Annotated in this window: 20 protein-coding genes and 1 pseudogene; 8 read left to right on the top strand and 13 right to left on the bottom strand. The window is 72.4% G+C overall.

The genetic code is table 11. The features are described from left to right. Positions 1–68: 68 nt before the first annotated feature. The gene (locus AC6JBM_RS51900; RefSeq protein ID WP_497980890.1) at positions 69–707 is read left to right on the top strand and encodes a hypothetical protein; all 639 of its coding nucleotides are present in this window, start codon (positions 69–71) and stop codon (positions 705–707) included. Positions 708–990: 283 nt separating this feature from the next. On the opposite strand, the gene AC6JBM_RS51895 is transcribed toward AC6JBM_RS51900, so the two are convergent. The 4 genes from AC6JBM_RS51895 to AC6JBM_RS51880 all read right to left on the bottom strand — a co-directional run bounded on the left by AC6JBM_RS51895 (position 991) and on the right by AC6JBM_RS51880 (position 4,706). Continuing rightward, positions 991–1,311: a GYD domain-containing protein gene (locus tag AC6JBM_RS51895; protein WP_497980889.1), complete on the bottom strand. Its 321-nt coding sequence runs from the start codon at positions 1,309–1,311 to the stop codon at positions 991–993. A gap of 137 nt (positions 1,312–1,448) precedes the next feature. Further along, positions 1,449–2,525 carry a flagellar basal body-associated FliL family protein gene (locus tag AC6JBM_RS51890; protein ID WP_497980888.1) on the bottom strand — a complete coding sequence of 359 codons (1,077 nt, stop codon included), beginning with the start codon at positions 2,523–2,525 and terminating at the stop codon, positions 1,449–1,451. Positions 2,526–2,629: 104 nt separating this feature from the next. Next, complete coding sequence (locus AC6JBM_RS51885; RefSeq protein WP_497980887.1) at positions 2,630–4,186, bottom strand: methyl-accepting chemotaxis protein; 1,557 nt, start codon at positions 4,184–4,186, stop codon at positions 2,630–2,632. Between the two features lie 34 nt (positions 4,187–4,220). Beyond that, on the bottom strand, positions 4,221–4,706 hold the full coding sequence (locus AC6JBM_RS51880) for a winged helix-turn-helix transcriptional regulator (protein ID WP_497980886.1): 486 nt from the start codon (positions 4,704–4,706) through the stop codon (positions 4,221–4,223). A 56-nt stretch (positions 4,707–4,762) separates the two neighbouring features. Here AC6JBM_RS51880 and AC6JBM_RS51875 point away from each other — a divergent pair, with 56 nt between their 5' ends. The 3 genes from AC6JBM_RS51875 (at position 4,763) to AC6JBM_RS51865 (ending at position 6,904) form a co-directional block, all read left to right on the top strand. After that, positions 4,763–5,128 carry a PPOX class F420-dependent oxidoreductase gene (locus AC6JBM_RS51875; protein WP_350615128.1) on the top strand — a complete coding sequence of 122 codons (366 nt, stop codon included), beginning with the start codon at positions 4,763–4,765 and terminating at the stop codon, positions 5,126–5,128. Between the two features lies 1 nt (position 5,129). Then, positions 5,130–6,335, top strand: coding sequence for a cellulose binding domain-containing protein (locus AC6JBM_RS51870; RefSeq protein WP_497980885.1), 1,206 nt, complete (start codon positions 5,130–5,132; stop codon positions 6,333–6,335). 104 nt (positions 6,336–6,439) lie between these two features. Then, positions 6,440–6,904: a hypothetical protein gene (locus tag AC6JBM_RS51865; protein ID WP_350615130.1), complete on the top strand. Its 465-nt coding sequence runs from the start codon at positions 6,440–6,442 to the stop codon at positions 6,902–6,904. On the opposite strand, the gene AC6JBM_RS51860 is transcribed toward AC6JBM_RS51865, so the two are convergent. Continuing rightward, a complete protein-coding gene (locus tag AC6JBM_RS51860) occupies positions 6,905–7,678 on the bottom strand; it encodes an aldo/keto reductase (protein WP_497980884.1) in 774 nt (257 codons plus the stop codon). A 36-nt stretch (positions 7,679–7,714) separates the two neighbouring features. Here AC6JBM_RS51860 and AC6JBM_RS51855 point away from each other — a divergent pair, with 36 nt between their 5' ends. The 3 genes from AC6JBM_RS51855 (at position 7,715) to AC6JBM_RS51845 (ending at position 10,040) form a co-directional block, all read left to right on the top strand. Next, positions 7,715–9,070: a GH1 family beta-glucosidase gene (locus AC6JBM_RS51855; protein WP_497980883.1), complete on the top strand. Its 1,356-nt coding sequence runs from the start codon at positions 7,715–7,717 to the stop codon at positions 9,068–9,070. A gap of 69 nt (positions 9,071–9,139) precedes the next feature. Further along, a complete protein-coding gene (locus AC6JBM_RS51850) occupies positions 9,140–9,565 on the top strand; it encodes a hypothetical protein (RefSeq protein WP_497980882.1) in 426 nt (141 codons plus the stop codon). A gap of 55 nt (positions 9,566–9,620) precedes the next feature. Next, positions 9,621–10,040 carry a winged helix-turn-helix domain-containing protein gene (locus AC6JBM_RS51845; RefSeq protein ID WP_497980881.1) on the top strand — a complete coding sequence of 140 codons (420 nt, stop codon included), beginning with the start codon at positions 9,621–9,623 and terminating at the stop codon, positions 10,038–10,040. A 57-nt stretch (positions 10,041–10,097) separates the two neighbouring features. On the opposite strand, the gene AC6JBM_RS51840 is transcribed toward AC6JBM_RS51845, so the two are convergent. After that, on the bottom strand, positions 10,098–10,397 hold the full coding sequence (locus AC6JBM_RS51840) for a hypothetical protein (RefSeq protein WP_497980880.1): 300 nt from the start codon (positions 10,395–10,397) through the stop codon (positions 10,098–10,100). Between the two features lie 25 nt (positions 10,398–10,422). Beyond that, complete coding sequence (locus tag AC6JBM_RS51835; RefSeq protein WP_497980879.1) at positions 10,423–13,212, bottom strand: ATP-binding protein; 2,790 nt, start codon at positions 13,210–13,212, stop codon at positions 10,423–10,425. A 56-nt stretch (positions 13,213–13,268) separates the two neighbouring features. Here AC6JBM_RS51835 and AC6JBM_RS51830 point away from each other — a divergent pair, with 56 nt between their 5' ends. Then, entirely contained in the window at positions 13,269–14,123 is an 855-nt protein-coding gene (locus AC6JBM_RS51830) for an alpha/beta fold hydrolase (RefSeq protein ID WP_497980878.1), read from the top strand. Between the two features lie 115 nt (positions 14,124–14,238). On the opposite strand, the gene AC6JBM_RS51825 is transcribed toward AC6JBM_RS51830, so the two are convergent. The 6 genes and pseudogenes from AC6JBM_RS51825 to AC6JBM_RS51800 all read right to left on the bottom strand — a co-directional run bounded on the left by AC6JBM_RS51825 (position 14,239) and on the right by AC6JBM_RS51800 (position 21,761). Beyond that, positions 14,239–14,979 (bottom strand): ABC transporter permease, encoded by a 741-nt coding sequence (locus tag AC6JBM_RS51825; RefSeq protein ID WP_497980877.1) that lies wholly within the window; start codon positions 14,977–14,979, stop codon positions 14,239–14,241. Positions 14,980–14,984: 5 nt separating this feature from the next. Then, on the bottom strand, positions 14,985–15,851 hold the full coding sequence (locus AC6JBM_RS51820; RefSeq protein WP_497980876.1) for an ABC transporter ATP-binding protein: 867 nt from the start codon (positions 15,849–15,851) through the stop codon (positions 14,985–14,987). Then, on the bottom strand, positions 15,851–16,156 hold the full coding sequence (locus tag AC6JBM_RS51815; RefSeq protein WP_497980875.1) for a winged helix-turn-helix domain-containing protein: 306 nt from the start codon (positions 16,154–16,156) through the stop codon (positions 15,851–15,853). Before AC6JBM_RS51815 ends, AC6JBM_RS51820 begins: the two co-directional genes overlap by 1 nt. Beyond that, a complete protein-coding gene (locus tag AC6JBM_RS51810) occupies positions 16,149–16,787 on the bottom strand; it encodes a transporter (RefSeq protein ID WP_497980874.1) in 639 nt (212 codons plus the stop codon). The genes AC6JBM_RS51815 and AC6JBM_RS51810 overlap by 8 nt, the downstream gene beginning before the upstream one ends. Positions 16,788–16,900: 113 nt before the next feature. Continuing rightward, a pseudogene (locus AC6JBM_RS51805) lies at positions 16,901–17,556 on the bottom strand (transposase); the annotation flags it as partial. Positions 17,557–18,584: 1,028 nt separating this feature from the next. After that, on the bottom strand, positions 18,585–21,761 hold the full coding sequence (locus tag AC6JBM_RS51800; protein WP_497980873.1) for an efflux RND transporter permease subunit: 3,177 nt from the start codon (positions 21,759–21,761) through the stop codon (positions 18,585–18,587). Between the last annotated feature and the right edge of the window lie 139 nt (positions 21,762–21,900).

Here is a 21,900-nt window from a genome sequence, read left to right as displayed (position 1 = left end):
GTCCGTATGTCTCGAAACAGACCCGACACCAGAGTTCGACACACAGTTCGACACACAGGGAGGCCGACATGAACAAGTACATCAAACGCGCCGCCATCGTCTTCGGCACCGCAGGAATGATCGTCGCGGGCGGCGGGGCGGCGGCCATCGCCACCAGCGCCAAACACACCAGGATCCACTTTCAAATGGTCCGGTCCGCGAACTCGGTGAATACGGACTGCCTGCCCAAGGCCAAGGCCGATGTCACCGTACAGTCGAGGGGGCAGGTCGAGGTGATGACGATCGCGGCGAGCGGCCTGCCGAAGAACACCGACTTCGATCTGTTCGTCATCCAGGTGCCGAACGCGCCGTTCGGCATGTCCTGGTACCAGGGCGACCTGAACACGAACCAGTGGGGCGTTGCCGCCGGCACGTTCGTCGGCCGGTTCAGCATCGAGACGTTCAGCGTGGCGCCCGGCACCGCCCCGGCACCGGTGGTGCACACCTCGCCGATCGCGGACGCCTCGTCGAACCCGGCGACGGCCCCGGTCCACCAGTACCACCTCGGGCTGTGGTTCAACTCGCCGGAGGATGCGGTCGCCGCCGGCTGCTCGAAGGACCCGAAGGCTGTGACGCCGTTCAACGGCGACCACACCGCGGGCCCGCAGGTGTTGAGCACCAGGAACTTCCCGGACGCTGAAGGCCCGCTGCGCAGCCTGCAGCCGTAACCGACGGCAGACGGTGAACGGCGGTCAGCGCGGGGACATGATCCCCGCCTGGCCGCCATCGCGACAGGCTGAACCCGCGAGCTCTGACGCCCTCCGTGCAGCTGGACAAGCAGCTGGCGGGCACCTTCGGACGGCTCGGCCGGACCGACTCGGCCATCCGCCCCTGAGGCTACGCTCCGCGGCCGCCCACGGGGAACATCGCCGTGGGCGGCCGGCACGCAGGGTGACGGAGCCGAACGGCCGGGCTCCGCCGCCGGAGGGCAGTGGTTGCAGTGTGGGTCGGTCAGGCGCCGGGCGCGCGGAAGTCGACCGTCTGCCGAACCGCCTGGTCGACCTCTGCGGGGCTGAGCAGCGCCACGGTCTTGGTGGTCGCTCCACCGGACGCGCCGATCGTGAGCGCGAGGGCGGCGGCCGCCTTGTTGTCGGGCAGCTCGCAGATGCAAACCGTGTCGCGCTCGCCGAAGCTGAAGTCGAACGACTCAAGGTGTCCGCCGACGCTTTCGGCCGTCTTGCGGGCCGCGTCGACCCGGCCGCTGCCGCCGTCCTTCATGAGCCCGCGGAGTCCGTCGTGCGTGTAGGTCGCCTCGATGAGGTATCTGGGCATTGTGATCACCCCCTTCCACCCGAGCGTAGCCGCGGTGCGGCCTGCGGCCGGACCGCTCCAAAGGGGTGGTCCCGGCGGTGGAAACCCGTCAGCGAAGCCGGGCAAGAGGTCCGCACCAACGGCCGGAGATCATGCGGTCAGGCCGTGGGCAGTTTGCCGAGGATCGTCTTGACCTCGTCGATCGTCTTCGGTTTGAGCTGGTCCTTCGGGACGAAGGCGGTTCCGAAGGTCACCAGGCTCACCGAGAGGTACAGGTTGCTGTCCACCACGCGGATCGTGTAGTCGCTCGTCTTCGAGCCGATGTCCCAGTCGCGGTTGGTGCCGTAGGAGCGCTCGCCCAGGCCGGTCAGGTCGGCGTCGAAGTAGCGCGACTTGTCCAGGTCGTAGCCGGAGTCGAAGTACTGCTTCGCCTCCTTCGTGGTCGTGTAGACCTGCGTCTTGATGCCGAAGGTGACCTTCATGCCCGAGGAGGTGCGCAGATCGAAGTCGCAGTCGGAGCGGGCGATGCCGCCGGTGTTGCGCACGTTCGGCGTCGCCTTCTCCTTCTTCGACGCGTAGATGCCCAGGGCGGTCAGGTCCATCGAGCACAGGTCGCCCGCGGCGCTGTACTTGCCCGGGCCCGCCGGTGCGGAGCTGGTCTTCAGCGGGCGGTCGGTCGGCAGGCCGGGGGCCGCGGGGCCGGTCGTGGTGGCCTCGGCCGGGCCGCCGTCCGCGGTCACGGGGGCCACCGGGTCGTCGTTGCCGACGAGCTTGGTGACGACGAGCACGCCGCCGATCACGGCCAGTACCAGAACGCCCGCGATCACGCCGATCAGCGGCCAGGGGGTCGAGCCGCGGGGGGCGCCCGGCATCGGGGCGGGCGGCGGCTGCCAGCCCTGCGTCGGCGGGGGCGGTTGCCAGCCCTGCGGCGGCGTCGGGGGCTGCTGCCAGCCCTGCGTGGCCGGCGCCTGCTGCCACGACTGGGTGGGCGGCGGCTGCGGCGGGTAACCGGCGGGCTGCTGCACCGGGTAACCGGCGGGCGGCTGCTGCGGGTAGCCGGCTGGCTGCTGCTGCGGGTATTGCGGCGGCCCGTACTGGGGCGGATAGCCGGGCGAGACCGGCTGGCTCGGGCCGGGCGAAGCCGGGAAAGCGCCGGTCGGCGGTGGCCCGGGCGGCGCGGGATAGCCGCCGAAATACTGGCCGTCGTTGGGGTCGCCGGTCGGTGGGTAGGTCACGGAGTCCGACCATAGTCGATGTCTTCGGTTCATATCGCCCCGTCAAGGGCACTCGAAGGTAACGGGCCGGGCCGGCGAGCGGTGCCTACGGCACACGGCCGCGGTCAGTAGCGGAACGTCTGCACGATGCCGCGCAGGCTCGCCGACATCGCGGCCAGGCTGCCCGCGGCCCGCTCCGACTCCGTGATGCCGTCCGTGGTGAGCTGGACCGACGTGGCCACCTCGCCGATCGTGCCGGCCACCTCGCGGCCCGTCGCGGCGGCCTCCTCGACGCTGCGGCTCATCTCCTCCGTCGTGGCCGACTGCTGCTCCACCGCCGAGGCGATCGTCGTCTGGTACTCGTTGATCCGCGCGATGATCTGCGAGATCTCGCCGATCGCCGACACCGCGCCGGTCGTGTCCGCCTGGATGGCCTGGACGCGGCGGGCGATGTCGTCCGTGGCGCGGGCGGTCTCCTGGGCCAGGTCCTTCACCTCGCTCGCGACCACGGCGAAGCCCTTGCCGGCGTCGCCCGCGCGGGCCGCCTCGATGGTCGCGTTCAGGGCCAGGAGGTTGGTCTGCTCGGCGATCGACGTGATGACCTTGATGACGTTGCCGATCTCGGCCGAGGAGTCGCCGAGCTTCGACATCACGTCGTTCGTCGACGTGGCCACCTCGACGGCCCGGCCCGCGACCGTCGCCGCCTGGGTCGCGCTCTGGGAGATCTCGCGGATCGACGCGCCCATCTGCGTCGCGCCCGACGCGACCGTGGAGATGGTGCCGGACATGCGGTCGGCCAGGCCGGCCACGGCGCCGGCCTGGCGGGAGCCCGCCTCGGCGCCGGCGGCGCTCTGCCGGCTGGTCGAGGCGAGCTCCTCGGCCGCGCCGGCCAGGGTCGCCGAGTGCTCGGCCAGGCTCGCGACGGTCTCGCGCAGGCGGCCGCGGGCCACGCCGAGGGAGGCCGCCATCTGGCCGACCTCGTCGCGCTGGTCGACGCCGGCGTCCTGGGTCAGGTCGCCGTCGGCCACGGCGCGCAGGACGTGCGAGACGCGCCGCAGCGGCTGGACGATGACGCTGGCGATGTACAGGCTCAGCGCCACGGCCAGCGCGAGCGCCACGCACAGCACCACCACGACGGCCAGCCGCGTCGAGTTCACGGTGTGGTCGAAGTCCTTGCCCGCGACCAGGGCGTTCTGCGCGCGCTCGATCTCGGCGTCGAAGCGGGCCTCGTACACCTTGCGCAGGTCGCGGTTGGCCCCGAACGCGTCCGCCACGGCCTTGGCGCGGTCCGTGCCGTAGGTCGTGAACTCGGTCCGCAGCGCGGCGAACCACGCGTCCACCGCGGCCTGGATCTCCTTGACGGCCGGGTTGCCGGTCCGGGCGGCGTCCTGGAGCGCGGCGTTGATGTCCGCCTGGCGGCCCAGCGCCTCGTCACGGAACTGGGTGTCCCCGCCGAGCAGGAAGCCGCGCTCGTCGTTCGCGGCCGTCTTGGCGCTGAGGGCGGCCTTGTTCAGGGCGGCGATGTACGGCACCGCGCCCCCGACCTCGCTGTTGCGCGTGGCCCGCAGGTCGCCGATGCCGGCGAGGGCGAGCAGCCCGGTGGCGGCGGTGCCGGCGACGGCGACCGCGGCCACGAGGAGGATCTTGGTGAAGACGCGGCGGGAACCCAGCCAGCGACGCATGCGAAGTGCTCCGTTCGAGGTGTTGTCAGACGATTCATCGGCCGACCGGCTCGCTACCTGAGTGCTCCGCGGAAGCTCCCGGGCCGGGCAGGACGTCCACGTCGGTGGCGTGCATGGGCCGGCCGCAGGCCGAGCACACGGGCTCGACGTGGGCGATCTCGCCGCAGGCGTGGTGGCGGTACAGCACCGGCGGCCCCGCCTCCCCCGCGGTCCACCGGTCGCCCCAGCGCACCATGACCGTCAGCAGGTCGCACAGCTCGGCGCCCTTGGTGGTCAGCACGTACTCGTGGCGGGGCGGCCGGTCCGAGTAGGCGCGCCGCTCCAGCACGCCCTGCTCGACCAGCCACGTCAGGCGCTGGGTCAGCACCTTGCGGGAGATGCCCAGGTCGCTCTGCAGCTGCTCGAAGCGGTTGATGCCCACGTACACGTCGCGCAGGATCAGCGGCGACCACGGCTCGCCGATCACGTCCAGGGTTCGCGCGATGGAGCAGGCCATGTCCGAGAACTGGGTGCGTTGCATGGGACGATCCTAGCAAGTCAGTTCCCTTAAGAGACTAACTCTGCTACGGTTCGGGTATGAGCCTCATCGACGACACGAACATCGCCCACATCGCCACCGTGCTGCCCGACGGGTCGCCACACTCCGTCCCGGTCTGGGTCGGGCGCGAGGGAGACCGGATCGCGATCCTCACGTCGCCGCGGTCGCGCAAGGCGCGCAATGTCGCCCGGGACCCGCGCGTGGCACTTTCCATCACCGACCGGGAGCGGCCGAACTCGACGGAGCTCATTCACGGCCGGGTCGTGGAGACGGTCGACGGGGACGCGGCCTGGGACATCATTGATCGGCTCGCCCAGAAGTACATCGGCGGGCCCTACCCGCTGCGCGAGGACCGCGTCGTGCTGCTCATTGAACCCGAGCGGACGATCTCGAACACTTATTGACATGAATCGTTTCCTGGTGGCGGTCGCCACCGCCGCGGCCGTCGTCGCGGCCGCCGCGACACCCGCCCGGGCCGCCGCCGTTCCCGGCGCGGCCACGGCCACCTTCACGAAGCAGAGTGCCTGGGCGACCGGGTACACCGGGCAGTACACCATCGACAACGGCACCTCGGCGCCGCTGACCTGGCGGCTCGAGTTCGACCTGCCCGGCGGCACGACGATCGCCAACGCCTGGGGCGCCACGATCACCCACTCCGGCAACCACTACGTCGCGCTCGGGGAGTCCTGGAACGCGGTCGTCGCGCCGGGCGGGAGCGCCACGTTCGGATGGCTCGCGCAGGGAACCGGCGGGCCGCTCAACTGCTCCCTGAACGGGGCTTCCTGCGCGGGCGCCGCCGACATCCGGCCGCCTTCCACCCCCGGTCATCTGCGCACGAGCATCGGCACGAGCACGTTCACGCTGCGCTGGGACGCGTCCGGCGACGACACCGGGGTGCGGGCGTACGAGGTCTACAGCGGCGCCGGCCTCGTGGCCACCGTGACCGGCACCGAATACACGATGCCCACGCCGCCGCCGGCGATCATCACCTACCGGGTGCGGGCGCTCGACGCCGCCGGGAACGCGTCGCCGTTCGCGGTCATCACCCCCGGCGGGCCGCCCGACACCACCGCGCCGGGCATGCCGCCGGTCGTGTACCCGGGGATGACCGTCATCAGGTGGACGGCCGCGGCCGACGACGTCGCCGTGGCCGGCTACGACGTGTACGTCAACGGCGATCACTACGGCGCGACGAGCAACCTGTCACTGACCGTGCCGCCGCTCGGGTTCGGCGAGTTCACGTACAAGGTCGTGGCGTTCGACGGGGCCGGGAACCGCTCCGAGCCGCGGTCGATCTCCGTCGCGATCGACCCGGGCCCGGCCTCGGACTCGTCGCGCCCGACGATCCCGGGCGACCTGCGGATCTCGGTCTCGGCGACCCAGGTGACGTGGGCCTGGACGGCGTCGTCCGACAACGTGGGCGTGGCCGGATATCAGCTCTTCCACGGGCCGGACTGGATCGGCGACACCACCGCGACGACGTTCACGGAGCCGCGCGCCGCCGGGCAGACGGTGTTCGGGATCCGGGTGCGGGCCTTCGACGCGACCGGCAACAAGTCGGCGTTCGCCACGCTGAGCGTCGTGCTCGACCCGCCGCCGCCGGTTCCGTAGGGAGCCGGGACCGCGACCACCCGCGCCGGGTGAGGCCGCGGGAGCAACGGTCCGGACCCCGACGGACGCCGCGGTAGCTCGGAACAATCCTTATATTCGACGCCGTGGACAGTTGGGTGCCGTTCCGGCGGTCGCGCCCGGACCGGGTCGTGGAGCTGGTCCGGCGCGTCGCCGAGGCGGGCGACCCGGGCGAGCACGGCGAGGGCGTCGAGGTGGTCGTCGAGGCCCCGCGCACGACGTGGTGGCGGGCCCTGTTCAACCGCGACGACACCCTCGCGCAGGCCCGGATCGTGGTGACCCGCGAGGGCGGCGCGGTGCGGTACCCGTTCGACATCCAGCTCGTCACGGCGTACGGCGCCGGCGCCGCCCACCGCCTGGGCACCCGGCCCGGGTGGGCGGTGAGCAACTCGGCCGGGATGGCGTTCGTCATCCAGAAGGGCACGCACCGCACCGGCTTCGACTTCGAGGAGCTCGCCGCCGGTGCGGTCGCGGCCCTGGCCAAGCTGCGCCGCAAGCCCCGGGAACGGGGCTGGCGGGCCCGCATCGACCGGTCCGTCAAACGGGGCTGATCAGAGGGTGCTGACGGCCTCGATCTCCTCCTTCGTCAGCTCGAAGCCGAGCACCGCCAGGTTCTCGCGCATCCGCTCGGGGCGGGTGGACTTCGGGATGACGACGATGTCGTGGTGCAGCTGCCAGCGCAGCACCACCTGCGGCACGGTCGCGTCGTGGGCCTTCGCGACCGCGACGAGCCGGGGGTCGTCCAGGGGCGTGTTCTTCAGGGAGCTGTACCCCTCCACGACGACCCGCCGCTCGCGCATGTCGTCGAGGAAGCGCGGGTCGTGCTGGCCCGGGCTCCAGGCGACCTGGTTCACGACCGGGGTCTCGCCCGTCTCCCGCACCAGCTCGTCGACGAGCGCCGTGTCGTAGTTGCTGACGCCGGCCGAGCGGATGCGCCCGGCGTCGCGCTGCTCCAGGAACGAGACCCACGTGGGCAGGGACTTGCCGCGGGCCGGCGGCCAGTGGATGAGCCACAGGTCGACGAAGTCCACGCCGAGCGCCTTGAGGCTCGCCTCGAGGGTCTGCCGTTCGCGGCCCGCCTGCGACGGCGGCAGCTTCGTGGTGATGAAGACCTCGGAGCGGTCCAGGCCGCTGTCGCGCAGCGCCCGGCCGATCTCCTCCTCGTTGCCGTACATGGTCGCGGTGTCGATGTGCCGGTAGCCGGCGTCGAGCGCCGCGCGGGCCGACTCGTACGCCGAACGGCCCGTGATCTGCCACGTGCCGAAGCCGATGGTCGGCAGGTTCACCCCCGGCGCCAGCTCCACCGCTGGAATGTCGTGTGCCATGACCCAATCTTGCCCCGGCGCGGTAGCGTGCGCCGTATGCCGGATCTACCGCCGTTCCCGCCGGGCTTCCGCTTCGGCGTGTCCACCGCCGCATACCAGATCGAGGGCGCCGTCGCCGAGGACGGGCGCGGACCGTCCATCTGGGACACCTTCGCCCACACCCCCGGCGCGACCCTCGACGGGCACACCGGCGACGTGGCCTGCGACCACTACCACCGGTGGGAGTCCGACCTCGACCTGATCGCCGGGCTGGGCGCCGGGGTGTACCGCTTCTCGGTGGCCTGGCCGCGCATCCAGCCGACCGGCGAGGGCCCCGCCAACGCCGCCGGGCTCGACTTCTACGACCGGCTCGTCGACGGGCTGCTCGCACGGAACATCGACCCGCTCGTCACGCTGTTCCACTGGGACCTGCCGCAGGCGCTGCAGGACCAGGGCGGCTGGGCGAACCGGGACACGGCGATGCGCTTCGGGGAGTACGCGGAGCTGCTCGGCGAGCGCCTGGGCGACCGGGTCAAGCTGTGGATCACGCTGAACGAGCCGTACATCCACTTCGCCCTCGGTCACGTCCAGGGCGTGCACGCCCCCGGGCTGCGGATGCTCTCCGACCAGCTGCCGGTGGTACACCATCTGCTGCTCGCCCATGGTCTTGCCGTCTCGGCCCTGCGCCGCACCTCGAACGCGCCGGTGACGCTCGCCAACAACCACTCGCCGGTCTGGCCCAGGAGCGACTCCGACGAGGACCAGCTGGCCGCGGCCGTCTACGACCTGGTGCAGAACCACCTGTTCACGGACCCGATCCTGCTCGGGCAGTACCCGCCCGGCTACGAGTTCCTGACCACGGCCGACGTCGACTCCATCGTGCTGGAGGGCGACCTCGAGGTCATCTCCCAGCCGATCCAGGCGCTGGGCGTGAACTACTACAACCCGTCGCTGATCGCCGCCCCGCCCGAGGGCGACCCGCTGCCGTTCGTGCGCCTCGAGATCGAGGGGTACCCGAAGACCGCCTACGACTGGCCCGTGGTCCCCGACGGCCTGCGGGAGCTGCTGGTCGGGCTCAAGGAGCGCTACGGCGACCGGCTCCCGCCGATCTGGATCATCGAGAGCGGCTGCTCCTGGCCCGACCTCGACGACCAGTTCCGCATCGACTACATCGCGGGCGACCTGAAGGCCGTGCGCGCGGCCATGGACGCCGGGGTCGAGGTGCACGGCTACTGCACCTGGTCGCTGCTGGACAACTTCGAGTGGGCGGACGGCTACCACCAGCGCTTCGGCCTCGTCCACGTCGACTTCGACACCCAGCGGCGCACCCCGCGGCGCTCCTACGAGTGGTACCGGGAGGTTTGCACCGCAGCTGCACCCCGGCCGGACTTGCAGCAAGACCCGACCGGATGACACGGTGGGTGCGGCGGAATCCGTAGCGTTGCGCAGGTCAGTCGTGTGCAGCCGTTGGGAGTCCCCGCCGTGGCCGAGCAATACGCCGCAGCCCTGCTTTACCTGGTCCCCGTCCTCGTGGCGGCGGTGGTCGCGTTCATCGTGACCCGCCCCGAGAAGGACGACGACCCGGCGCAGACCGCGCTGCCCAGGCCGGCCGCTCCCGCTCGTGCCGCCGCTTCCGCGACCCGTCCGCGGGTGCCGCAGCAGCGCACGTACCAGCCGCTGAACCGCCGCGCGAACCCGTCGACGGCGGCCCCGAACCCGTCGTCGTCCCCGACCCTGCTGCACGCGGCCCTGTCGTCGCACCTGGCCGCGGTGTCGGGCGCGGCGGCGGGGACGACGGCCCCGGCCTCGTCGAAGCTGCCCGCGGTCCGCCCGGCCCGCCTGGTGTCGATCCGCCGCCCGGCCCGCATCCCGCGGCGCCCGATCCACCGCTGCCCGCACAAGCCCTGACGCACTGCCGCTCGATATGTGGCCACATGGCCATTAGGGTGATAGCATCCTGGCCATGCTCGATCGCCGATCCGTGCACGCGCTGTACCGCCAGGTCGCGAACGCCCTGCAGGAGCGCATCCGCAGCGGGGACCTCCCGCCGGGCTCGGTGCTGCCGAGCGAGGCCGCGCTGGCCGAGCAGTACGAGGTGAGCCGCGACGTCGTCCGCGACGCGATGACGGCGCTGCGCAGCGAGGGCGTGATCGTGACCGAGCGGGGCCGGCGCTCCAGGGTGCGCCGGACCGGCCCGCTGCAGGAGCTGCCGATGCCGCCGGCGGCCCAGGTCACGGCCCGGATGCCGACGGCCGAGGAGCGCCACGACCTGCACATCGTCCCGGGCGTCCCGCTGATCGTGATCCGCACCGACGAGTTCGAGACCCGCCACCCGGCCGACCGCGTGATGCTCGTCAGTCCCCCGGAGGACCGCGGCGCGTGACCCGTCAGGCGGCGTGGTCGGCGTAGGAGACGAACACGACGGTGGCCCGGTCGACGTTCACGTAGTACGTGGCGTACTCGACTGCGAGTCACGCTCGGTGCCGGGCACGGGCAGGATCTCGCAGTGGCGGCTGGGCTCGAGCACCCAGTGCACCTCGGCCGCCTTCCCGAGCGGGGCGAGCTCGGCCCGGATCGGCTCCGTGTCGGTCCGCACGGTCTCGCGGGCGTGCTCGACCGAGCGCTCGCAGCTGAACTCGCTCCACTTGGCGGCGGCGAACAGGCCGCCGCAGCACAGCGTCGGCAGGGCAAGCGCGATCGCGATGCCGAGCATCCACCACTTCGCCTGGGGGCTGTCCACCGCAGCACCGTACGCGGCGAGGGGGTCAGAGGTAGTCGGCGACCCGGCCCAGGGTCAGGACGCCGCTGCCGGCCGCGTGCTCGCCGGCCGCGGGGCGCAGTTCCGCCGACAGGCGGGCGTGCGACGCGGTGTCGCCCAGCTCCCGCGCCGCCCGCAGGGCCAGGCACAACCGCGCCTCCCAGAGCAGGTCGTGCGGGGACGGGGGCAGGTCGCGCAGGGCCTGACGGTCCCGGTGCAGCAGCGGGCGGGCCCAGGGCTCGTACGGGCCCAGGTCGTCGGACGGGGTCCAGCGGTCGATCGACAGCAGCGCCAGGCCCAGGAGCCCCTCGTGCATCCCCGGCATCTGGGACCTCGCGAGGACGGCGTCCGCGGCCCGGTACGCCCGCTCGGCCTCGTCGGTGGCGCCCGCGGCGGCCAGGCGCAGGGCGGCGTACCACGCGGTGAAGACGGGGACGACGGGCAGGCCGTAGCGCGCGGACAAGGCGTCGGCCGCCGCCGCGTGGGAGTCGGCCCGCGCCAGGTCGTCCAGGGCGCACGCGGCCTGCAGGGCGATCAGGTGGCCCAGGACGGCGAAGGTGACCAGGTCGTGCGCGGACGACAGGTCCAGCAGCTCCTCGGCGATCGCCATGCGCGCGCGGGCCCGGCCCGGGGCCGGGAAGCTGTGCAGGAACCGCGCGTTGAGGGCCAGGGCGCGCAGGGCCGGGTCGGCGCCGGCGAGCGCGTAGGCCTCCTCGGCGGCCTCGCTCCCCCGCGCGTCGCGGGTGCCGCGCAGCTCCATGGCCAGGGTCGACAGCAGGCGGGATCTCGCCGGGCCCGAGGCGTCCCGCAGGGCCTCCGTGGCCGCCGCGGCGATCGCGGCGGAGAGGTGCTCGTCGTCGTTTCTCGGCCAGATCGCCGGTACGGCGAAGGTGTCCAGGCCGCCCCTCGACATCGCGGTGGCCCGCAGACGCCGGGACTCCGCCAGGTGCCCGGTCACGGCCAGGGCACGGCTCAGGCCCAGCAGCGACTCGACGTCGTCGGGCGCGTGGGCCAGCGACTGCCGCCACAGGCGGGCGGCCTCGTGCGGGTTGTTGCGGCGCTCGGCCCGGGCCGCGGCCGCGGCCGAGTAGCGGGCCGCCTTCGGGGCCGTGGTGCGCAGGGCCGACGCCGTGAAGTGGTACGCCATGACGTCCACGTCCCCGGGGGACAACGCCTCCGCCGCCTCGCCCGCGGCCTTGTGCCAGGCCGCGCGCCTCGGCTGCGACAGGTCGCCGTAGATGGTGTCGCGGACCAGGACGTGCGCGAACCGGGTGCCGTCGGCCAGGAACCCCGCCCGCGTCGCCTCCTCCAGCGCGTCCAGCACGTCCGTGCCGGCCAGCGCGGCCAGCAGCTCCGGGTCGACGTCCCGGCCGAGGACGGAGGCCCGCAGCAGGACGTCCCGCGCCGGCTCCGGCAGCAGCGCCAGGCGGTGCCGGATGACGTCGCGGACGCCCGGCGGCACGGTATGCAGCGCGGTCGGGCCCTCGGCGGCCAGCAGGCGGGCCAGCTCGCGCACGAAGAACGGGTTGCCCCCGGTTCGCTCCCGCAGCAGGTGTACCTCCCGTGCCCGCAGATCCCGCCCCCCGACCTCCCGCGCCAGGCCGGCGGTGGCCCGCTCGTCGAGGCCGCCCAGCCGGATGCGCAGCGGCTCGGCGCGGGCGAGGCGGGCCAGGAACGCGACGTACTGCGGGCTCGGGTCGGTGTCGCGCGCGGTCGCCAGGAGCCGGACCCGCCCGGGCAGCGCGGCGAGCACGTCCCACACGTCCTTGTCGGCCCGGTGCACGTCCTCGGCGACGAGCAGCACCGGGCCCGGGCCGAGCTCGTCGCCCGCCGTGCGCAGGTCGGTCCACGGCCAGGTGCCGGGGGCGCCCTCGTGCTCGCCGGCCCTCCCCCACCGCACCGGGCGGCCGCTCGACTCCCATTCGCGGGCGAACGCCTCGGCGAGGGCGCTCTTGCCGGCGCCCGCCTCGCCCTCGACGAGCGCCACGGACGCGGTGCTGCCGCGGAGCCGGGCGAGCTCGTCGTCGCGCCCGAAGAGCCGCGCCGAGGGCCCGGCGCGGCCGGGCGGGGCGAGGCTCTCGGACTGCGCCAGGATGTCCCGCTCCAGGGCACGCAGCGCCGGGCCCTGGTCGACGCCCAGCTCCGACACGAGGGTGTCGCGGGCCTCGCGCAGGGCGGCCAGGGCGTCTCCCTGGCGGCCGGAGCGGTACAACGCCAGGGCCAGCAGCCGCCAGGACTCCTCGCGCAACGGGTGCGCGGCGACGAACGCGCGCAGGTCCGAGGCCGCCTCCGCCGGGCGGTCGCGCTCCAGCAGGGCCGCGGCCCGGCGCTCCACGGCCAGCTGGTGCAGCTCGTCCAGGCGGTCGATCTCGGCGCGCGCCCACGGCTGGTCCGACCACTCCGCGTAGGCCGGGCCGCGCCACAGCGCCAGGGCCTTGTCCAGGGCCTCGAGGGTGCCGGCGGCCAGCAGGTGCTCGAAGCGGACGGCGTCGACGGAGGCGGGGGCGGCGCGCAGGGCGTACCCGGGCGCGGCGGTCACCAGCAGGCGCGGCTCCGCGCGGGGCGGACGGTCCGGCTCCAGGGCGCGGCGCAGGTCCGCGACGAACGTGCGGATCGCGGCCAGGGCGCCGGGTGGCGCGGTGCCGGACCACACGTCGTCGGCGAGGACACCGACGGGCACGACCCGGCCGCGGGCGACGAGCAGGCGGGCCAGCACCGTGCGGTGGCGGGGGCCCTTGAGCGGTACCGGATCCGGGTCCCGGGCCTCCAGGGGGCCCAGGACGCCGAAGGAGATCACGGCACCGATTATTCGCCGCTGACCCGATGCTGATCGGGCGGGCGCAGGGTGGCGGCATGGAATTCTCGTACCGTCGCGTCGAAGTCGCCCCCGCCGTCTCCCTCAACGTCGCCGTGTGCGGGGCGGGGAGCCCCGTCGTCCTGCTGCACGGCTTCCCGCAGACGCACCTGATGTGGCGGCACGTGGCGCCGGCCCTCGCGGCCGCGGGGCACATGGTCATCTGCCCGGATCTGCGCGGCTACGGCGACAGCGACAAGCCGGACGGTACCGCCGCCTATGCCAAGCGGGTCATGGCCCAGGACGTCGTCGCGCTCGCGCGGGCGCTCGGGTTCGAGCGGTTCGCGCTCGCCGGGCACGACCGCGGGGCCCTCGTCGCGATCCGGGCCGGGCTCGACCACCCGTCCCGCATCACCCACCTCGCCGTGCTGGATGTGCTGCCGACGCTGGATTCCTGGGAGGTACTGCGCGGCACGGCCGGCGTCGTCGGCTTCCACCTGTTCCTGATGGCGGCCCCGGCCCCGCTGCCGGAGCTGCTCATCGCCGGGGCGCCCGACGCGTTCTTCGGGCACTTCCTCGACGCCTGGGGCGACGGTTCCCTGCCGCCGGAGATGCGGCAGCGGTACCTGGGGGCCTCCCGCGACGCGATCCCGTCCATCGTCGCCGACTACCGCGCGACCGCCACGGTCGACGTCGAGCACGACGAGGCCTCCCGGGCCGCGGGCGAGCGGCTCTCGATGCCGGTCACGGTGCTGCAGCAGGACTGGGGCGCCGCGATGGGCTTCGACGCCCGGTCCCGCTGGAGCGCCTGGGCGACGGACCTGCACCACCACACGGTTCCGGCCGGCCACTTCATGGCCGAGGAGGAGCCGGAGCTGGTGACTCGGCACCTGCTTGAGCTGATGGCCCGGTAGCGCGCCCGCGAGAGCGCGCACGGGGGTGCGGGAAACGCAGCATGGCGGTCGAGGAGCCCCGAGCTGGTGACACAGCACCTGCTCCGGCTCCTCGACCGTGCTCCCGCCTCCCCCGTCAGCTGAAGCGGGCGCCCTCGTCGCGGCGGAAGGCCCACGCGGCCAGGGCGGCCATCACGAGGGTCCACGCGGCCAGCGACAGCATCGAGGTCGCCGACACGTGGAAGTCGCCGACCGCGGCCCAGACCAGCTCGACCGCGCCGCGGGTGGGCAGGTACGGGGCGATCGTCTCCACGAAGCCGGGTGCCTGGCCCGGGGCCGAGAGCAGGCCGCCGCCGAACGCCAGCGGGAAGAAGATGATCTGGGCGACGGCCAGGGCGGCCTTCATCGGCAGCGCGTACCCGATGGCGAGGCCCATGAACGTGAACGGCAGCGCGCCGAGGACCACGGCGCCGACGGCGAGCAGCAGGCCCGGCGCGCTCGTGGTGGCCGCGGTGAACAGCCAGCCGATGACGACCACCGGCAGCAGCGAGATGGCCATGAACGTCAGGCCGGACAGGATGCGCCCAGCGAACGCGGCCGCGGGGCCGGCCGGCAGGGTGCGGGTGAACGGGTCCCAGGGCTGGGCGCGGTCCTCGGAGACGCCGACGCCGTAGGTGAACAGGGAGCTCGTCATCACCGCGAACATCACCATGGAGGCCGTGGCGAACGTGGCGCCTTCGGGGTTGTCGCCGGCGAACGGTACGACGAAGAAGAGCATCGACGCGGCCGGGAAGAACGCGCCGCCGACGACGGCGATGGGGATGCGGATCGTCTCGAGAATCCGGAAGCGGGCGTGGGTGAGGGCCAGGGAGGTCATCGCGGCTACCGTCCGGTGCTCGTCAGGGTCAGGAAGGCCTCTTCCAGCGTGGTCGGCTGCACCTGGAGGCCCTGGAAGGGCACGCCGGCGTGGACCAGGTCGCGGACCAGCTGGTCGGCGTCGGGGGTGAGCAGGGAGGTGCGCCCGTCGGCCCGCTCGACGCCGACGACGCCGGGCAGGTCGGGCAGGTCGGCGGCGCTGATGCTGACCCGGTGGATGCCGACCATGGCGCGGATCGCGGCGACGGTGTCGTCGGCCAGGACACGGCCGTGGCCGACGACCACGACCCGGTCCGCGAGGGCCTCGATCTCCTCGAGGTAGTGACTGGTCAGTACCACCGTGCCGCCCTTGTCGGCGAAGTCCCGGATCGCGTCCCAGAGCGCCCGTCGCGCCTGCACGTCGAGGCCGGTGGTGGGCTCGTCCAGGAACACCAGGCTCGGGCGGCCGGCGAAGGCCAGGGCCACGGCCAGGCGGCGCTTCTGCCCGCCCGACAGGCCGCCCGTCTGCCGCCTCGCCAGATCGGTGAGGTCGAAGCGGGCGAGGAGCTCCGCGGACGGTACCGAATCCGGAAAATGACGCGCCACGAACTCCACGCACTCGCGCACCCGCAGCGTGGACGGCAGGCCCGTCTCCTGCGGGGTGACGCCGATGCGGCGGCGGTTCCGCGGGTCGCGCGGGTCACCGCCGAAGAGCTCGACGGTGCCGCCGGTGGGGCGGCGCAGCCCGACGAGGAGGTTGATGAGCGTGGACTTGCCGGCGCCGTTGGGCCCGAGCAGGCCGACGACGCCGCCCTGCGGGATGTCCAGGGACACGTGGTCCAGGGCCAGGGTGTCGCCGTAGCGGCGGCTGACCTCGATGGTGCGGGCGAGCATTACGACTCCTCTTTGGGTGGGTCAATGAGTGCTCGTAAGGCGCTGGTGTAGTCCTCGAACGCGACGCGGCCGCGGTTGGTGAGGCCGGCCGAGGTGGTCGGGGTGCGGCCCCGGAACGACTTGACGACCTCGACATAGCCGGCCTGTTCGAGCTTCGTCAGGTGTACCGAGAGGTTGCCGGCCGTCATGTCGAGCAGCTGCTGCAACCGCGGGAACGTCATCCGGTCGCTGTCGCCGAGGCTCGACAGCGCGGCCATGATCCGCAGGCGCGCCTGCACGTGGATCACCGGGTCCAGCTCACTCACGCTTGCCCCGGAGCTGGAACAGGACCCCGAGCAGGATCAGGCCGCCGCCCCCGCCGAGGGAGATGACGAGCGAGTGCCAGCCGGCCCCGGCCGCGACGCCCGCGATGTTGATGACGGTGAGCCAGGCCCCGAAGACGAACATGTCGCGGGAGACCCAGATCGCGGCGCCGCACATGTACATGGCGGCGACGAGCCCCACGGACGCGCAGGCCCAGAGCAGGCCGCGTTCGGGCTCGGGGAGCAGCTTCGAGAAGTGGCTCATCGTCGTGCCGAGGCCGGTGAAGGCGAAGAACCACGCGAACCCGTACGCCGACCCCTGCCACGACGACCGCCCCTCGACGCCGCGCCCGCGCACCACGCTCACCAGGATCGTGCTGAGCATGGCGAGGGCCATGAGCGCGAAGAGCGTGGCGAGCGGGAGCCAGGCCGGGAGGTTCACGAAGACCCGGCCGTCGGGGCCGTAGCGCAGGAACAGCAGGCCGAACCCGATGAGCCAGGCCAGCCCCCACGGCACGTAGTAGAGCAGCGGGTTGAGCGCGATGGTCTTGGCCGCGTTGGCCTGTTCCTTGTGGATGAGCGCGAGCGATTCAGCAGCCGAGGCGGGCGGCGCATCATCATCGACGGGGGTCATGTAAAGAACTTTACGCCGCAAACTCATTTACGCAACCCTGCGCACGGCTCGCGTGACTGTCCTTGGATCCGCCTTGATACCGATACATCCGTCTTAGAGACCGTCAAGAGGTGTCAGGGCAGTCGTCGTGTTGTGGGCATGCCGGCCCATCGGCAGTGGGTGCGGGCTTGGCGGATGAGTGTGCGGAGGGTGATGATGGCGGCGGCGAGGTAGTGGTAGAAGTCGATGGCCGGCTTCTACGACCCAGCGTCGGCCGGTTTGGATGGGTGCTGGTCGGCCGCGGCGGGCGATGCGGCCGGTCCAGGCTCGTTCGGCGAGGAGTTGCCGGGTCGGGATGGAGTCGTAGCCGGCGTCCAGGTGCACGGTCACGGTGTCCGGCCAGCGGCCGCCGATTTGCGTATGGGCGGCGTCGAGGGTCGGGCCGGGCAGCGGCCCGTCGTGCCGGTTCGCGCCCGCCGCGACGATGCCGAGCGGGACCCCGCCGGCGTCGGTGACGACCGAGCGTTTCCGGCCGCCTTTGCCCCGGTCGACCGGGGACCGGCCCGCATGCGCGCCGCCGGATACGGCTTTGGTGATGCACCCCGTCCACGGCCAGGTCGGTCAGCTGCAGCCCGATCATCCGATCGAACGCGGCCAGGACCAGCGCGTGGATCCGCTCGCCGAGACCGGCCGCCGCCCAGGCCTTCAGCCGGCGGCGGATCGTGGCGTCCGAACAGCCCGGCCCGGCGATCCGCTCATAACCCGACCCGTGCACCAGGGCCTCGATGAGACGCCCTATTGACGGTCCCCTTATTCACGCGTCCTCGGGATTTTTCGGTCCTGGCGCACACTTCGACGGCTCCGGCCTGCCCACGACGTCCGCGAGCCGCGGCCCCCGCTCCCCCGCCTTCGAGCTTGGCCGTCGTGTGATGCGGGCCACGGGAGCCGCTCAGAGCTCGGCCTCGGTCACGGCGAGCCCCAGCAGCCGCCCGCAGCGACCGGCTCCGCCACGGAGAACGGCACCACCCGCCGCCTGATCGCGCGGTGCGACGCGACCCGAACGGCCCCGCTGCGCAGGCCCACGACAGCCGCTTCGGCCGCGACCACCGGCCGGGCCCACCCACCGCGAGCCGACGCGAGCTGGCAACGGGGCCACAGCGGCACCTGCCGCGCGGCCCGACGTGGGCGCATCCTGAGGCCGCGAGCCTGTCCGCCCTCGACCGCGTCGCGCCCCCGAATTCCCGATCCGAACCCACGAACGCGACCCGCCCGGCGACGCCCCGCCAGCCGCACTCCACGGCCCTCGACCAAGACCACGAACGCGACCGACCGCAGCGAAGGCCGGCTGCGCAGCACGTCGGCAGGCCGAACACGCGAGGCCAGGCAGCCGCACAACGCCCGCCGCCCCGGCAGCGCTGCGACACGACCACCAACGACGCCCGCTGCGCAGGCCCACGACGGCCGCCTCGGCCACGACCACCGGCCGGGCTCGGCCCACCGCGACTCGACGCGGCCACTGCGGCACGAACGCTCCGCGACGAAGGCCGGCCCCGACAATTCCAGGCGCGGCCAAGGTCCAAGAGCCCAGGGTCCGGCGTGGTCACGCGCGCGAGCGAGCCAGTCGCGGCCGAAAAAGAGGTCGTCAGCTACAGGTGCGAGCGAGTCCGCCGAACAAAGCCCGAACACGCGGCCCCGGGGCCGTTCCGCTTTATCCCCACGGTACCCCACCCATCCAAGTTGATCTGGGTTTGCGTCACCGTGGCACTACACAGCGGAAGGCCGGCCCCCGTAGGAGCCGGCCTTCCGGTGTGACATGTGTTAGAGGGACGTCGGAGCGGGCTCCAGCGGGTCCACGCGGTGGCGGCCGTCCGGCTCGCCGCCGTCCGACTCCGGTGCCGTCAAAGGCGACGCGTGCTTGCCCTCGCGGCGCAGGCGGCGCTTCTCCTTCGTCGACTCGACCATCGTGTAGAGGGTCGGGACCAGGACCAGGGTCAGCAGGGTCGAGCTCACCAGGCCGCCGATGACCACGATGGCCAGGGGCTGCGAGATGAAGCCGCCCTCGCCCGTCAGGCCGATCGCCATCGGCAGCAGGGCGCAGATCGTGGCGACCGCGGTCATGAGGATCGGGCGCAGGCGGCGCCTTCCGCCCTCGACGACCGCCTCGCGGACGTGCATGCCGGATTCCTGGTACTGGTTGATCAGGTCCATGAGCACGATCGCGTTGGTCACCACGATGCCGATGAGCATGAGCACGCCGATCATGGCGGGCAGGCCCAGGGGCGTGTTCGTGGCCAGGAGCAGGATGATGGCGCCGGTCGCGGCGAACGGGATGGACACCAGCAGGATCAGCGGCTGGGCCACGCTGCGGAACGTCGCCACCATGATGATGAAGACGATCGCGATCGCCGCCAGCATGGCCAGGCCCAGCTGGCCGAAGGCCTCGGCCTGGTCCTGGCTCGCGCCGCCCAGGGTGACCGTCACGCCGGAGGGCAGGCTCAGCGCGTCGAGCTTCTTCTGCAGCTCGGTCGAGACGGCGCCGAGGTTGTCGGTGTCGGCGCGGCCGCTGACCGTGGCGCTGCGGTTGCCGTCGATGCGCGTGATGGCGACCGGGCCGGTGTCCTGGGCGACGTCGGCGATCTGGTCGAGACGCACGAACGGCGGGGTGCCGGGCACCGGGATGGTCAGCGCCTTGAGCTGGTCCAGCGAGGCCGGGGCCGGGCCGGAGCGCAGCACCAGGTCGCGCTGGGAGCCGTCGATGGTCATCTGGGTGAGGTTTTGGCCGCGGTACGCCGCCGCCACGATGCCGCCGACGGCCGCGTCGTTCAGGCCGTACTTCGCGGCGACGTCCCGCTTGACCTTCACGTCGATGCGGGGGTTGCTCGCGGCGAGGTTGTTCTCGATGTCCGCGATGCCGGAGACCTCCTTCATCGCCGCCTGGACCTGCTCGGCGCCCTTGGCGAGCGCGTCGGGGTTGTTGGCCTTGACGATGACCTGGAGCTGGTCGCCGGAGCCGCCACCGCTGCCGCCGGACGTGATCTTCACGGTGCCGAGGCTGTCACCGGCCGCGGCGACCTGGGTGCGCAGCTCGTCGACGACCTTCTCGACGTCGGTGCCGTCCTTCGCGGTGACCGAGAAGTTGGCCGTGTTGCCCGACTGGGCGCCCGCGAAGCCGAAGCCCGCCGAGGCCCCGATCGTGGCCTGGTACGCCTCGATGTCGGAGCGCTTCCCGAGCATGTCCTCGATCTTCTTGGCCGCCGCGTCGGTGGTGGCCAGGCTGGAGCCGACCGGCAGCTCCTGCGAGATGGAGAACTCGGTCTGCCCGGACTGGTCGATGAAGTTGGTCTTCAGCGCACTGGCCAGGCCCATCGTCAGGATGAACACGACGATGCTGAGCCCGACGGTGATCCAGCGGGTGCCCCGGCTGCGGGTGACCCACGAGATGACCGGCACGTAGGCGCGCTGCAGCGGGCTGCGGCGCTCCTTCTCGTGGGCCTTGGCCTCGATCGCCTCGCGCTCCTCGGTGCCGAGGGTCTTGGGCTGGCGCAGGAACCAGTACGCGAGCACCGGCACCACGGTCAGGGCCACGAACAGCGAGGCGAGCAGGGCGACGGCGATGGTGACGGCGAAGGGCCGGAACAGCTCGCCGGCCAGGCCGCCGACGAGGCCGATCGGCAGGAACACGGCGACGGTGGTCAGGGTCGAGGCGACGACCGCGCCGGTGACCTCCTTGACGCCGGTGAGGATGGCGTGGACCTTGGCCTCGCCGTATTCCAGATGTCGTTTGATGTTCTCGAGCACCACGATCGAGTCGTCGACGACGCGGCCGACGGCGATGGTGAGCGCGCCGAGGGTGAGCAGGTTGAGCGAGTAGTCGCCGACCCACAGCCCGATGAGGGCGACGACGACCGACAGCGGGATCGACACCGCGGTGACGAGCGTCGAGCGCAGCGACACCAGGAAGACCAGGATCACCACGACGGCGAAGAGCAGGCCGAGCGCGCCCTCGGTGGACAGGCTCTTGATGGAGGACTCGACGAACGGCGCCTGGTCGAAGACCGACGTGATCTTCGTGTCGCCGCCGAGCTGCTTCTCCAGGTCGGCGAGCTTGTCGCGGACCGCGTGGGAGATCTTCACGGCGTTGCCGTCGGGCGCGGCGGTGACGGAGATGCCGAGGCTCGGCTTGCCGTCGGTGCGCGTGATCGAGGTGGCCTCGACGGTCTTGAGCTCGACCGTGGCCACGTCGCCGAGCTTCGCGGTGGGCGTGACGCTGAGGTTCTTGAGCTCGTCCAGCGTGGTCAGGGTGCCGCCGACCTGCACCGCGAGGGACTTGTCGCCCTCGGTCAGGGTGCCGGCGGGGAAGGACACGCCGTTGGACTTGAGCGCGGCGGTCAGCGACTGCGCGTTGACGCCGGCCGGACCCGCCTTCTGCGGGTTGAGCGTGATGAGCACGTTCTGCGTCTCGGCGCCGGTCACCTCGACCTGGCGCACGCCCTCGATGCCCTGCAGCTCCGGCACGACGACCTGGTTGAGCTGCTGCGCGAAGGCGATCTGGTCGCCCGAGCGGGACGCGGCCAGCACCACGGCCGGCAGGTCGTCGGTGGAGCCGGCGATCACCTGCGGGTCGACGTCCGACGGCAACTGCGTCCGGATACGCGAGATGGCCGTGTTCATCTTGTTGGTGATGTCGTCGACCGAGGAGCCGAAGTCGAACGAGACCTGCACCGTCGCGATGCCTTCGCGGCTGGTGGAGGTGATGTCCGTCAGTCCGGGCACGCCCTGCAGCGCGCCCTCGATCGGCTTGGTCACCTGCTCCTCGACGATGTCCGGCGACACGCCCGGGTAGGACGCGACCACGAAGGCGGCCGGGAAGTCGATCGAGGGGATGAGCTGTTGCTTGAGTTTCGGAATGGCAATGGCGCCGAAGCCCAGGACGACGATCGCGATGATCGCGACCAGCCCCCGGTTCGCCAAACTGAGCCGGGCGAGGAACGACATGTCTGGAGTCTTCTTCCGGTTGGCTTAGACAGACGTTAGTTCGTGTGATGCTAACGGTTCGTCTCGCGCAAAGTTTATCCAGGGGGTACAACATTCCTGTGAACAGTCACAGGGAAGCGCTCCTGCTTCGCGTCGCCGC

It is taken from the genome of Dactylosporangium thailandense (genome assembly GCF_059739745.1).
The sequence above is the reverse complement of the archived record's forward strand: the minus strand, read 5'-3'. Positions and strand labels throughout refer to the sequence as shown.